Annotated in this window: 6 protein-coding genes; 3 read left to right on the top strand and 3 right to left on the bottom strand. The window is 47.1% G+C overall.

The genetic code is table 11. The features are described from left to right. Positions 1-21 precede the first annotated feature (21 nt). From DXA74_RS04540 to DXA74_RS04530, 3 genes are all read left to right on the top strand, one after another. The gene (locus DXA74_RS04540) at positions 22-2,565 is read left to right on the top strand and encodes an alpha-N-acetylglucosaminidase (RefSeq protein WP_233550459.1); all 2,544 of its coding nucleotides are present in this window, start codon (positions 22-24) and stop codon (positions 2,563-2,565) included. Between the two features lie 65 nt (positions 2,566-2,630). Further along, a complete protein-coding gene (locus DXA74_RS04535) occupies positions 2,631-3,692 on the top strand; it encodes a glycoside hydrolase family protein (RefSeq protein WP_118525641.1) in 1,062 nt (353 codons plus the stop codon). 44 nt (positions 3,693-3,736) lie between these two features. Further along, a complete protein-coding gene (locus DXA74_RS04530; RefSeq protein WP_233550463.1) occupies positions 3,737-5,182 on the top strand; it encodes a sulfatase-like hydrolase/transferase in 1,446 nt (481 codons plus the stop codon). 140 nt (positions 5,183-5,322) lie between these two features. On the opposite strand, the gene DXA74_RS04525 is transcribed toward DXA74_RS04530, so the two are convergent. The 3 genes from DXA74_RS04525 to DXA74_RS04515 are packed head-to-tail and all read right to left on the bottom strand — an operon-like array spanning position 5,323 to position 14,106. After that, the gene (locus tag DXA74_RS04525; protein WP_147401032.1) at positions 5,323-7,278 is read right to left on the bottom strand and encodes a T9SS type A sorting domain-containing protein; all 1,956 of its coding nucleotides are present in this window, start codon (positions 7,276-7,278) and stop codon (positions 5,323-5,325) included. After that, positions 7,275-12,206, bottom strand: coding sequence for a LamG-like jellyroll fold domain-containing protein (locus DXA74_RS04520; protein ID WP_118525638.1), 4,932 nt, complete (start codon positions 12,204-12,206; stop codon positions 7,275-7,277). The genes DXA74_RS04525 and DXA74_RS04520 overlap by 4 nt, the downstream gene beginning before the upstream one ends. Further along, positions 12,169-14,106 (bottom strand): hypothetical protein, encoded by a 1,938-nt coding sequence (locus DXA74_RS04515; protein ID WP_118525637.1) that lies wholly within the window; start codon positions 14,104-14,106, stop codon positions 12,169-12,171. The genes DXA74_RS04520 and DXA74_RS04515 overlap by 38 nt, the downstream gene beginning before the upstream one ends. Positions 14,107-14,386 lie beyond the last annotated feature (280 nt).

The following is a 14,386-nucleotide window of genomic DNA, read 5'->3' as shown; positions in this document are numbered from 1 at the left end:
CCCGATAAAAAGCATTAGAATATGAATCCCAACAGCAACCACCTGATAAAAAGACAAATCGGCTTTTATGCCGGATTATTTATGCTGGCTTTTGCTGGCAACAATATGCCCGCAGAGGCCAAAGACCAGATACGCCCTGTAAAAAAACTGATGGAAAGAGTTCTGAATACTTCAGGAAAAAAACTGCCGGTTTCGCTAAAACTGAAAAACGGCTGTCAGGACTCCACCTACTATTCGTATCAGGTGAAAAACGGCAGACTTTACCTTGAAGGAAACGCTCCGGTGTCTTTATGCCGCGGCCTTTACGCTTTCCTCAAACAAGAAAAGTGCGGTGTCTATTCCTGGTCGGGCAACAATCTACGTTTCCCCGAAATCCTGAATCCACAAGCATCGCAAAAGGTTGTTTCTCCCTTTGCCAACCATTATTATTTCAATGTATGCACCTACGGATACTCCATGCCCTACTGGAATTGGGAACGCTGGGAAAAGGAAATAGACTGGATGGCTTTACACGGTATCAACATGCCACTGGCCCTGGTGGGTTACGAAGCCATCATTGCCCGCGTCTGGAAAAAGATGGGACTCACCGACGAGGAAATCAACGAGTATTTTGTCGGTCCGGCTCATTTGCCCTGGATGAGAATGGGTAATGTGAGCGGCATTGACGGTCCTCTTAACGAAGACTGGCACCAACAGCAAATAGAGTTGCAGCACAAAATCCTGAAGCGTATGCGTGAACTGGGTATGAAACCTATCTGTCCGGGATTCCCGGGATTCATTCCCAAGGCGTTCCAAAGAATTCATCCGGAACTGAAAATCATTGAAACACACTGGGGAGGAGCTTTCAACAACTGGATGGTATCTCCACAGGAACCGCTGTTTCAGGAAATAGGAACCGCCTTTATTCAGGAATGGGAGAAGGAATTTGGAGAGTGTGGCTATTATCTGGTGGACAGCTTCAACGAAATGGATATTCCATTCCCCGAGAAAGGAAATCCGGAACGCTATGCAATGGCGGCATCTTATGGAGAGAAAGTGTATGAATCCATCAAACGGGCCAATCCGGATGCCGTGTGGGTGATGCAGGGATGGATGTTCGGATATCAAAGATATATCTGGGACTATGAAACACTGGATGCCCTGGTTTCCAAGGTGCCAGACCAGAAAATGCTTTTACTCGACCTGGCTGTGGACTACAACAAGCACTTTTGGCACTCGGAGGTGAACTGGGAATATTACAAAGGCTTCTACGATAAACAATGGGTCTACAGTGTTATCCCCAACATGGGAGGCAAGGTGGGTATGACCGGTGTGCTGGATTTTTATGCCAACGGACACCTCGAGGCTCTGAGTTCTCCGAACAAAGGCAACCTGATTGCTCACGGCATGGCTCCCGAAGGCATAGAAAACAACGAAGTGATTTATGAGCTGATTACCGATGCCGGATGGAGCAAACAGCATATCGACGTGAAGCAGTGGCTGAAAAATTACTCGGAAAACCGCTATGGCAAGGCTCCGAAAACCTTGATGACCGCTTGGGACTATCTGCTGAAGTCCTGCTATGGTACCTTTACCGACCATCCCCGTTTCAACTGGCAGTTCCGTCCAGGAAATGTAAAGAACGGCTCCATCTACATCAACGAAGATTATTTCAAAGGGCTGGAATACTTTGCAAAAGCATCGGACGAACTGTCTGGCAGTCCTTTGTACCGGAACGATCTGGAAGAAATGGCGGCGCACTATCTGGGAGGAAAAGCCGAGATCCTGACGAAAATGATTGATCAGGAATATCTGCTGGGCGACACGTTGCAGGCACTGCAACTGCAAAAACGTTTTGAACATGTATTGACAAGCATGGACTCTCTGCTCAGCCAACACCCCACCCTGCGACTGGACCGCTGGGTGAACTTTGCCACTCAAGCCGCAAAGACCGACGAACAGAAGAAACAGTATGAAATGAATGCCCGTCGCATCGTTACCATCTGGGGACCGCCGGTTGACGATTATGCGGCCCGTATCTGGAGCGGTCTCATCAAGAACTATTATCTGAAAAGATGGCAGAACTATTATGCCTCCAGACAGTCGGGCCAACCGTTTGATATGGCGGCTTGGGAACGTAACTGGGTGGAAAACAATCAGGATGCCCAAACCAATATCGCTCCGTTTGATGTGGTTGGTTTTGCCAAAGCCCGAATCAGCCAGACAAAGGATATCTCAGACAAGAACCTGAAGCTGAACCGCAAAAACATGGTGGGCATTTGGAACGTATCTCCAAAGAGTTCCAAAGAATTTGCCTGGAACATCCCTGCCAAGAGTTTGGGACTGATGAAAGGAATTTCCATCGAAACAATCAAAGGAAACGGAGCAATCAAGGTATCGGGATTTACTCTGGAAGCCGACGGAAAAACCGTAGCCTCATCGGATCTTGTCAAGAACATCAAGGCTGGAGAAACAGGTACTTATGAAATAAAACTGGATGCAAATCTGAAGGCCAACAACAGCTGCATCCTGAAAATAAAGATAAGTGCCCCTGAAAATTGTGCCGGAATCGTCTTTTTGCCGTAAAGATACCTGATTGTTATCAGACGGAAATAAAAACAGTTGTTCATTTCAACACCCTATATGGAAATATGAAAATTTACCATCTAATACTAGCACTCCTATTCCTGTGGCAACCGATAGTCGCTGCACAGGATACAGACAACCTGGATTTGTCAGCCTTAATCGAACCGGCTGACACGTCCCGGTTCGTCAAGGACAGCCAATACTTTAACTGGTGCAGTTCCATCATCCGGGACAAACAGGGAACCTACCACCTGTTCTACTCCAGATGGCCCAAAAAATATGGCTTTTTTGCCTGGCTCACCCACTCGGAAATAGCACACGCCACCGCCCGGCATCCGGACGGTCCTTATCAGGAAACAAAAACAGTCCTGCAAGCTCGCAAAGGACACTGGGATCAGATTACCGCGCATAATGTACGGGTGAACCGATTCAACAACCGTTACTACCTTTATTACATCTCTACCAACAGCGATACCGTAACGCTGAACGAGAAGCAACTCCAGGAAATCGCACGCACGGGGTATTCGCATCCCTATTGGAATCTGTTGCGCTCAAACCAGCGCACCGGTGTGGCCGAGTCATCTTCCCTATACGGTCCCTGGGAACGAAAGGAGAAACCCATGATAGAGCCTCACGGTCCCATTTATACCGTGACGGTAAACCCTTCGGTGTGTCGAGGCAAGGATCAGAGATATTATCTGATAGTCAAAGGCGACAACCAACCATCAGGCAAACGTCATCTGATTCAGGCTGTGGGCACGAGCGACAGCCCTACCGGCCCGTTTGTGTTGGAAGATAAGCCGGCCTTTGCCGACATTCCTACAGAAGATGTGTGCAGTTGGTATGACAAAGAACGCGAACGCTTCTATGCGCTGTTTCATGCGCACGGCGGCAATTTTATCGGACTGATTACTTCTACGGACGGTATTCACTGGAAAAAGGCACGGCATTATGTCGTGTGCAAAAAAGAAATCCCTTTGACAGACGGCACTATTATGAAGGTGGACCGGATGGAACGCCCGTTCCTGTATCTGGAAAACGGTAAACCGGCGATGCTTTCCTTCGGCGTGAAAAAAGGGAATAATGCCTTCATCGTTTTCTTTAACCTGAAACAAACAACCAAATAATCATCAATATGAGAGCAACATCATTATTCGGTCTGGCCGCACTGATGCCGGCCGCACTCTTCGGACAAAGCCAGCAGGAACGCCCGAACATTGTGATTATAGAAGCCGATGACCTGGGATTCGGCGATCTGAGCTGCTACGGAGCAACCGCCCTCAAGACTCCGGGCATGGACCGTCTGGCCGAGGAAGGATTGCGCTTTACGGATGCTTTCTGCACGGCCGCCACTTCTACTCCGAGTAGATATTCTCTACTGACGGGAAAATATCCGTGGAGCAACAAAGACGCCAAAATCCTGCCGGGAAATGCCGCGCTCATCATCAACACGCAACAAATCACACTGCCCAAGGTTCTGAAACAGGCGGGATATGCCACCGGAGCCGTTGGCAAATGGCATCTGGGACTGGGTGACGGCAGTGTGGACTGGAACGACCGGATTTATCCGGGAGCCCGTGAAGTGGGCTATGAATACTCTTTTATCCAGGCAGCCACGAACGACCGGGTGCCATGCATCTTTATTGAAAACGGTAAAGGTGTGAACCTGGACCCCAAGGACCCCATTTACGTAAGCTACAAACGGAATTTCCCGGGAGAACCTACCGGAAAAGACAATCCCGAACTGCTGCGGATGCACCCCAGCGTAGGTCATGGCGGCTCTATCGTAAACGGAGTGCCGAGAATCGGTTTCCAGACGGGTGGCAAGAAAGCACAGTGGAAAGATGAGGATATGGCCGAACTGTTCCTCAACAAGGCAAAAGACTTTCTGAAAGAGCATAAAGACGAAGCATTCTTTCTGTACTATGGCCTTCATCAGCCCCATGTTCCCCGCGTTCCTAATGAGCGCTTTGCGGGAAAAAGCGGTATGGGCCCTCGTGGAGACGTGATTCTCGAAGCCGATTGGTGCGTGTCTGAATTCCTGAAAGAAATGGACCGACTGGGACTGACAGAAAATACTCTGGTGATACTGACCAGCGACAACGGACCCGTTCTGGACGACGGTTACAAGGATCAGGCCGAAGAACTTATAGGCAGTCACAAGCCGGCCGGACCTTATCGGGGATGGAAAACAACCCGCCTGATGGGCGGAACCTGCATCCCGTTCATCGTGCGATGGCCTAAAGTGGTCAAGCCGGGTGTTTCGGACAAGCTGGTGTGCCAAATGGATCTGCTGGCTTCGCTGGCGGCACTGACTGGACAAAGTTACTCCGACCGCACCGACAGTCAGAACACACTGCCTGTCTTTCTGGGACAAGCGGGAAACGGACGTCAGGAACTGGTCATTGAAGGCATGTTCGATTACGCCTTCCGTCAGGGCGACTGGGTCATGTTGCCTCCTTATCCGGGAAAGAATAAAGAATATGAACTGTATAACATTAAAGAAGATCCAATGCAACAGAATAATCTGGCTGACAAGGAAAGAAAAAGACTGCGCCAGATGATGATGCGCTTTGAACAACTGAAGCGCGAAACCCAAAAGATTACCGATTTCTAAAACCATCCTGATGAATGAAACATTTCATTGAAATCATCTGAAAAAATCATCAGGATGGTTTTTCCGAAGCATCCCAACAAAAGAAAGGGGCAGCCTGGCATGATGCCAGGCTGCCCCTTTGTCTTATTCAATGAAGCGGGTTATTCAATCACCAATTTCTTATATTCCTGTGCATTTCCATACTGGATGAGCACCTGATATTCTCCTTTCTTCAGATCCTGAATATCAATCAGGAAAGGAGATTCATAGCGCACCGCCTTGACCAGACGCTCCTTCTTGTCGAAAATCAACACCTTGGCTGTTTCTGAAGTCGGCAGTGTGATGCGGATACCCGAACGGTTCGGATTGAATGTAATTCGACTTTGTTCTAGCTCATACTGATAATTCATGGCCAAATCATTACGTGTCTTAGGCTCGAATTTCACGTCAAACTTCAAAATGTTACCCTTGACTCCATCGGCCGGCTTGATGTAAACCGGCACCTCGCTGCCTGGCTCTACTTCATAAAAGTTCATATTCACTCCGAGCATTCCGTTCTGCTCCTTGTTTAAATCCAGCGTAACATTGTCGAAGGTAAAGGTCACAGTCACCGGATCATTATTCGGATTATCGTCAGAGCGGGACACACCCATGATATAACCCTTATTGGCCAATACAGCAGGCTTGCTCAAGCGCGTCCACGCAGTCTTGTCTGGGCTCTCCGCACGCTTCTTCGTGTTGTATTCCAGCACATAAAAAGCCTTGTTTCCTGTATTGTAGGCGTAGCCCAGTTCCTCCAGATTGGTGATCTTGCTCAAATCGGCATTGCTGGGGAAAGAAATGAAATTCCACTCACCCGGCACAAATGTGTACTGAAGGACCAGTTTGCCAACACTGGCACTTCCATTCTCCACACTGAGCTGACCAACCGACTCCTTATCACCCTTCACAATGATCTCACTGATTTCCTCGTTCTCATGAAGCACATAGACTTCTTTACTGTCTACCACCTTCTTTCCTGATACCGTAAAACGGCAACGGTATATATCACTGGGCTTGAACTGTTCGTTACCAGGCTGGAAAGCCTCTACCTCAATATAATCATCCAGAGGAATCTTTGTGACATCTAACACAGAACCGTTCAGACTGGCGTATTCTGTTCCGTGCACCAAACGATATTGTATCGGTAATCCGGAACTGGCTTTAGCCGTCAGCGTATACTTAAACGGCCGGTTTTCATCCAGATTCATTTCCGTCATCCAGTCAATAGTCTGTGCCTGACCGTCTGATTCCTTCAGATATACCCGAGGAAGGGCGAATACCATGATATCTCCATCATTATCTTTATCAAAAATATCTCCGGACATTTCAATTTTGGTAGCACCCTTTATTGCCGTCTCAAAAATACGCGTATAAGGCGGAGGAGCTGTTGAAGAAAAGAAGCCCGGGGCATACATCACATTTTCTTCTTTTACTTCGCCATTCACAGTGAAAGTAAAACGCACATCTCCATTTTCAGACCAGGTCTGCGTATCGAATGTAGCGACTCCATATTCAGTATGTAACAAGTCATAAGGAGAATCTTCAGAGAAAGAGAATACAATACTACCATTTGCACAATTTACCAAGGCTTTATAGTAGGTGGTACGGTTAAAAGGCAATCCCCACGCAGGATCATATCCATAACAAATATCCACCAATGGTTCTCTTTTCGGATAATCCGTTGTAGCAGTGGTCCATTTCACATCAGATCCCAACCAATCGAACCAGCGACCGGTCGTTTCTTCGTATTTATGGCTGTAAAACTCTGTACCGTCCGACAAGCCTAAAACGATCTGATAGGCGTAATTATTCTCCGTTTCGTTCTTGGGGATATTGACAAAGAAATAATTGCCATTCTGAAAACCGGTAGTTTCTTGTGTCGTTTTTTCACCTTTGACCATATCAAAGAGAATCAAGGAAATGCTTTGCACCTGCTCTCCTGCCTCCAGTTCAAAACAAACAACTTTGCCATCTGGAGAATTTACAGCCCCGATTAATTGGGGGTCACGGGCCACCAAGTGCCCGGACCATCCCAAAAACAAAAGTAACAAATATATATATGCTCTTATTTTCATTTTACTACGATCTTATGTGAATACTCAGTTTGTGCCGAACGAACATAAAGCACATAGCTTCCAGACTTCAGGCGCACAGAAAGACTCTCTTGTGTAGTCGGCAGATACATGATGCGACGACCAGCCACATCGAATACTTCAATGACGCTCTTACCCTCCAGTCCGCTAATCGTACACATTCCGTTCTCTCCGACTTGAATGTTCTGCTTCTGCTCTTCCGGAGTTTCTATTCCGGTTTCCTCGTCACCCACAGACAGGATCAGGGCAAAGCGCGTGTTGGCCTCAGCCACAGCATCTACCTGGAAACGATAGTTGCGACCGCTCTGCAGGTCATGGCGCACCTTCAGTTTCTTGTCATACAACTGTACCTTGTCTGTAAATACCAGACCTTCCTGCTGAGACAATGCCAGCTCAAAGGTACCGGTATGGGTAAGTTTCAGCTGCAATGGTATCTCAATCTGATGACTGCCCACCACATTGACCGACAGACTCTTTCCGGATGCCTGTGTGGCGATTTCGTTGGTCTGGCCATTCAGGCCACCCCACATCTTCACGGCATCTTCGCCAAACTGATATGCATCTTCTGCATCGCGCATCACGCGCACCTGAGTACAGTCATACTCTTTCTTATCCTCAGAAAGCAATGACAAACGGATAGCAGTAGCATCATTCATACGATAATGACTGAATACCCGGCGGTTTATATTCGGGTTCTTAGCCTCTGGCGTAATTGTCAGAGTGGCTCCCTGCTGCTTTGTCTGAATGAAGAACGGCTGCAAGGATTTGAGCTGCTGCGTCGGGTCGTAGTTCTCAATCATATCCCAAACACGATAGGTATCGGTCTCCGGCTCGTACTGGTACATATACTTCAACATATAAGACTCGTCAATCACAACATTTTGCGGTTTTGTCAGGTTCAAGTTGTGCAGATAAGGGTTACCAACCAGGTTCCATCCCTCGTCTTCCGGATTGGCAGACGGATGATATTCCAAATGGTCTTTTATTGTCACCGCATAGTTGGCCATCAGATCTCCAATTTGCGTATTCGTATTTACTTTCAGTTTTGATTCCGGGTCGAATTCTGTAACAAACGGAACTCCCTCTTTCAAAACACCCTGCAGCAAATCAACCTGCACATGGAACTGCTGTTGCACATTATCCACCACAATCTGAGATTCATTTTCAATCTTCTGCTGGTTCTCCAACAAAGAAAGCTGAATGACAGGTTCCAAAGCCACCTTGAAGCAGAGTGTGGTATTCTCTGATACTCCAGCCAGGCGCAATGTAACCGGATTCTCGGCAAACGGATCCAGAGCCGAACGGTCGATAGTGACAAGCATCTCATCCTGCGGATGATTCTTGATATCCAAGGTATCATTAAGCTTCACATAGGCCTGTTCTACCGCAGTAAGAAGTACCTGTGCATTATCGTTGCTTGAAAGTACGTCAGTCTTAACCATAAACTGATTTTCACCTTCTTTCAGAATCACAAGGTCACCTTCCTTGATTTCGTTGGTTCCCGTACGGTCGTAGGCAGAAAGAGCAACCTTCACCGGCTTATCCTGTACCTGAGTATTCGTCATCAGCATGAAATCTACAGATCCATTTACGATATTACCCGGAATCTCAAAGACAGCCTTTCCTGCTTCTACAGTCTTGGCTTCGATATAGCTGCTATACTCCGTCTGTCGTCCCATCAGGCGCAAAGCCAGCGTGATGTGATCACCGGCAGCAATCTGATCCGGAGAATTCACAATCAGGCGCACGGTTTCTGAAGCCGTAAAGCCCGGCAAATTGCTAAAGGTCAGGGCATAATGACGGTTCACCAACGGGAACAGTTCCGGATGCTCGGCACTGGTACTGTTGTAAGCAGAACCATTGAAGAATGCAAACATGCAACGTGTTTTCTTGTTCGACGGCTGCTCCAGGAAGAAAGTCTGTCCGTTTTCGGTATCTGCTGTTTCCTGAACCAATTCACGGGTCGGATTATACAGGCTTCCCATATTCTGTTCCTGACGGACAGTACCCAAATTGGTCATCGGCAAACCGCTTACACGATCAACAACCTGTCCGGAAGCCGACAGCGAATCCATATCCACATAAGCCAACAGGCTTTCTGCATTCAGTTTCGGTGCGTGGTACATATACTGGCGAATCTCATCGGCCGACAAGGTACGTCCCCAGATAGACACCTGATCAAAAGCACCGTTGAAACGACGGTCGTTACGGGAATCTACTCCCAACATCAGCATGGATTCAATCTGAGCCGAAGCCGGTGTGAATTTTCTGTGATATTCCATTCCATTAAGATAGATGCGCACTCCATCCGGAGCAACAGACATTGCTACATGCACCCAACGTCCCACATCAGCGGTTGTTAGGGTAAAGCTAGATCTCTCTTGATAATATCCATCATTCCAGTGGAATCCCAGATTTCCGCCAGACAAATGCAAACCACAAACCTTGGAACCGCCCGAACGGCTAAAGATCAATGGATTCACACCCGAGAACAGATTGGCATTATCAATGCGCACCCATCCCATAAAGGTCATCTGGTTCGTACCGTTCAGTTTCTGAGGCAGAGACGCATTCTCAAAGATCATACCTCCGCTGGTTATCGTCGAAGCATTACCCACATTCTCCGGCATAACCTTATTGATAACCTTCACAGATACCGGAATCATACGGCCATCCTGTCCAATCAGACGGTCGCTGACTTCGACGGCATCACCAACACGGCGCATATCTACAGAAACAGTTCCTTCGGCTACATCATTCTGGAAATTGAAAGCATCATTGATAATCAAGTATCCTTTCTCCGATGTTATCTTATAGGTTCCGGTCGGTTCTGACAAACCGGCAATAGCCTCTGCTCTAAGCTTGAACTGAGTTTCATTCTTGTCATAGACAACCAGCGTGTTATCCCAGCTGGCATCTCCAACAGCAACCTCTATAGCTGCCTTGTTCTTCAAGATCACTAACTGACGTCCCTGTATCGTAGACATTGGAATTCCACGGGCAACAAACTGTCCGGTAGAAGCATCCTTTTCCAGGACAGCCAACTTATTCCAAGCCACAGAATCTGCATAAAAATCAGATGCATACAACGTATAACGCTGTGAATCGTCCAAAGCCTGCGGGAAATACAGATCAGCCTGAATACCTTCCTTCACCGTACCAAAAGAACGAATCTGGTAAATGTCCGAAGCAACTTCATAATATTTTGAATCCACACCGGCATACTGTGTGCTGCCCTGCAAGTCATATTCGTATGCAGCCAATGTGCCCAACTGATCGTACTGATCCATGTGAAGTTTTAACAGCTGCTTGCTGCCGCTGGCAAAAGTTACATCTGATGCAGCCTCCTTCAGGTCGGCCCAACGGGCTGCGACTCCTACCGGCATAGCGACATAACTGGTCACCGCTCGGGTGCGCACGCGCATCCCCTGACGCGAGAAGAGTTCCTGCTCGGCATCCAGCTTTCCGGCATTGAAATCCTGATAGTAGAGCAAATCATCCTCATGTCCCGGATCGTGTGAATACATAATCCGACGGATCTCATCAAGGCCATAAGCTGATTTCCAGATTCGCAGTTCATCCACAGCTGCCTTGATGGCTCTACGCTCATAACCATCGGCAAACAAAGACAGATACAAGGAAGAGTTCAGGGTATGCTTCGGCAAGATACGGGCCTGCTGGGCTGTTGTATTGCCATTCAAATACAGAACCACATTACCATCGCGATCCTGACTCAATGCCACATGGTTCCACTTGTTTTTCTGGAACGAACCAATGACCAGATTGCTCTGCTGCGTAAATCCTTGCTCATAACTTGGCTGGTTAACCATATTGGCCGGAGCATAACGGAACTTCAACTGTCCGTTCTCCAGAAGAATGGCCCACCCTCTTGTGTCACGCTCAAAATCTACCGGACGGTTAGCCAGAATGACCCCGTCGCTTTCTGCATTTACCCAGAAATCAATCGTAAAATCATTATAGAAATAATCCACATAGCCCAAATCAACACGGCCGTTTCCATCCGAATAGAGGGCCTTGCCTGCCTTCGGAGCATAAACCGGAGTGGCCACGTCTTTCTGACGCGAAGCATCCGGAACTACGAACTCAGCCGAAGTAGTGCTTACATCCGGTGACTCGCGCAAAGTCAGTTTCAGCTGCACTCGGTCTCCCGGGTTCAAACGGGCTGTCAGATACTGATAAGGAACAGGCTGCTCTACTCCATTCACGGTCCAAGTATACTCATAATACATCGGAATGGTCCATTTGGTATCTATACCAATGGTCTTACGTCCTGCTACATCCGAAATTTCTTTCAAAGCAAAACCATTTGTGAAGAAGCGGTCGGCAGGATGCTCCAGGTCGGCAACCCAGATACCTCTTCCGTAATCATGCATCACCATCTCCTGAGTGGTGTAGTTGATCAGTGCGCTTCCATACTCCAACGGATTATAACCATCCATCCACAAACGCCAGCTACTGCTGCCTTTTTCCAGCAAATAAATACCCACATTACTACAGTAGTATAAATCGCCCGATCCTTCGTGGAAGAGCAAACCCTTACATTGAATTGAAGAAGGCAATCCCGTATTGATTTCTTCAACCACATGGGTCTCTGCATTAATCTTGAATACCTTACCGTTATTCTGTCCCAAATAAACGATATTCACATCATTCGGGTCTGTTGCAATCTTACAGTTGGCATATTTTGCATTAACCAGACCACTGCTTACATTGACCTTTACCGTCTGGAAAGTATTTCCATTATCCGTAGAACGGACTACTGTATTATTCTTGTTATAGACATAAAGCACAGGAGTTCCGTCCTTGCCACGACTCAACGCAAAGTCATTGGCTCCGGCACCTGCACCGGTATCATCGGCTGTATTGGATATTGATTGGAGTACGGCCAAAGTCCTCTACGCGGAAAAAAGAACCGGCATCCTGATTATGCATCAGATACCAGTTTCCGGTACATACATCGGCTTTGGTATAGCCGGCACGCCACGAACCGAAATCAATACCATCCAGACCACCGCCACCACTACCAGAAAAGTAGCAAGTACCGCCATACGGATTGATAAAGGCTTCGGTTCCTTCGTAACCTCTCCAGTTCTCCCAACGGCCATATTTGTAAGTCTGCACATCCACGTCCTGAGTATTACCCAGCATCACCTGATCACCAAACTCATTAACCTTGATGGAATAGTGCAACTGATTACCCATCGGCCCATTGATATTGGTCCACTGATGGCCATTGATATTCTCGTCAATCATCAACACTCCAGAATCTGATCCGCGGAACACACGACCACTCGGATGAGATACGATACAGTGATTATCGGCATTATGACGCGAACTGGTCGTTGTATAGTAATTTCCATCCAGGTATTTAGCCTTCAAACGGTTACCCCAGGCATATTCCCAGAAGTTTTTTCCACCATCCGTACTGATAGCCGAACTCATGGAACAACCATAAAGGCGCTGCGGATTCTTGAAGTTTACTCCAAAGCCTCCGAGCCATCCCCATGGAGACTCGTTACCGAAAGCCAATCCGGAACCGATCTTAGCCAAAGGTTCCTGCAAGGTAATCCAGGTTTTTCCACCGTCGGTAGTCTTGTATACGGCAGAATAAACGCCATAACTCACATTACGAGAGGCAGATGCAAACCACATGGTGTCGGGATGAGCCGGATCAATTTCCAGGAATCCCTGACTGGTTGCCTTGAATGGGAACTCAGAAACAGCCTTTGCCCGAAGAGTTGTGCCGTCCTGATCGTACACATCAAACACCATCTTCTTGATGTTATAGCCTCCGTTCTCGTTCTTGGTAACACCGTCATCAAAATAATAGATGCTTCGTGAAGTGGGGATATATACCATATCCCGATTCTGAGGATTGAAAGCAAAATTCTGGAAGAAGGCTCCTTTGGAACCGTTCTCCGGATGTGTCTCTTTCAATTCCTCCGGCAAGGTTATCCGGTCCCAATGAACTCCCTTATCAGCACTGGTCCAAAGTTCATTATACATATAATTTCCGGCCTGGCAGGCACCGATAAACTTCAGATTACCCGCCTTGTCCTTGAAGCCATAACCACGCTTGAAACTTTTATGAGTAGCTCCTTCTATGCGTGTCCAGTTCTGTCCTCCATCCAGTGTTTCATAAACACGGGTTGTATTACCGCTCTTCATGAAAGCAAAGAAATGATTCCAGTCATCCGGATCTACCGGAATAGCGGAATGAGTACAGATTTTACGGAACTCACGATCCGGAATACGGTCCGTCACACAATCCCAGGTATCTCCCAAATTATCGGTGCGGAAGATACCACCACCGTCGGGAACGACCATAATATGGTCTGCATTCAACGGGTCGGCTACAATCCAATGAATACGACCGGTATTCGGATATTGCAGTACAGGACGGAAATAGCCTGTATTACGAATACCCTTTAAACGGTCATCTGGTGTATAAGGGATCTGGGGATAGTAATTATCCAATGATTTGGAATACAAACGACGTACACTGGCAATCGCCTTTTCGGAGAAAGTGGTATCTACAAACTGATAAATGGAATCTCCTCCCGGAGTATAACCATAGGTGGGAAGCCATTGTTTGGCATACATACCGTAAGCATGCGATCCCTTGACCTTACTCTTACGATATTGCAAGTAATTGTCCATGATACGGACAATCTCCTGGTTGTTCCAACCGTCGCGCGCCAGTTTAACATACACTTCGTTCTGCAAAAGATCTTCACGACGCACCCGCTCATACAGAGAGTCCGGCAAAGTTTGCAAAACTTTTTCCATTTTGTGTTTTTGTCGGTTTTCTTTTTTTATTTTCTCGCCTGAATACAGAGCTAAGGGTAATAAAAAAAGACAAAAAGAACTAGTCCATCTTCTTGTAAACTTCATTTAATCACGTCTTAGTTTAGTTATTACTTATATTTTGTGTAGCTTTATAAAAACAATCTTTATACAAAGATACAATAATGTAATTAATACATTATTTAAACTTCAATAAAAACAAGCTTGTTTATAATAGTTTAACCCTTTTAAGGAAAAACAGAAGGGCTGCATCGCATATCAC

Source organism: Bacteroides sp. OF04-15BH, from assembly GCF_003477995.1.
Classification (GTDB): Bacteria; Bacteroidota; Bacteroidia; order Bacteroidales; family Bacteroidaceae; genus Paraprevotella.
This window is presented reverse-complemented; position numbering and strand designations above follow the sequence as displayed.

Bases quoted from the DNA above. Each gene is read 5' to 3' on its own strand.
- DXA74_RS04540 (WP_233550459.1), top strand. From the start codon at position 22: ATGAATCCCAACAGCAACCACCTGATAAAAAGACAAATCGGCTTTTAT.
- DXA74_RS04535 (WP_118525641.1), top strand. From the start codon at position 2,631: ATGAAAATTTACCATCTAATACTAGCACTCCTATTCCTGTGGCAACCG.
- DXA74_RS04530 (WP_233550463.1), top strand. From the start codon at position 3,737: ATGCCGGCCGCACTCTTCGGACAAAGCCAGCAGGAACGCCCGAACATT.
- DXA74_RS04525 (WP_147401032.1), bottom strand. From the start codon at position 7,278: ATGAAAATAAGAGCATATATATATTTGTTACTTTTGTTTTTGGGATGG.
- DXA74_RS04515 (WP_118525637.1), bottom strand. From the start codon at position 14,106: ATGGAAAAAGTTTTGCAAACTTTGCCGGACTCTCTGTATGAGCGGGTG.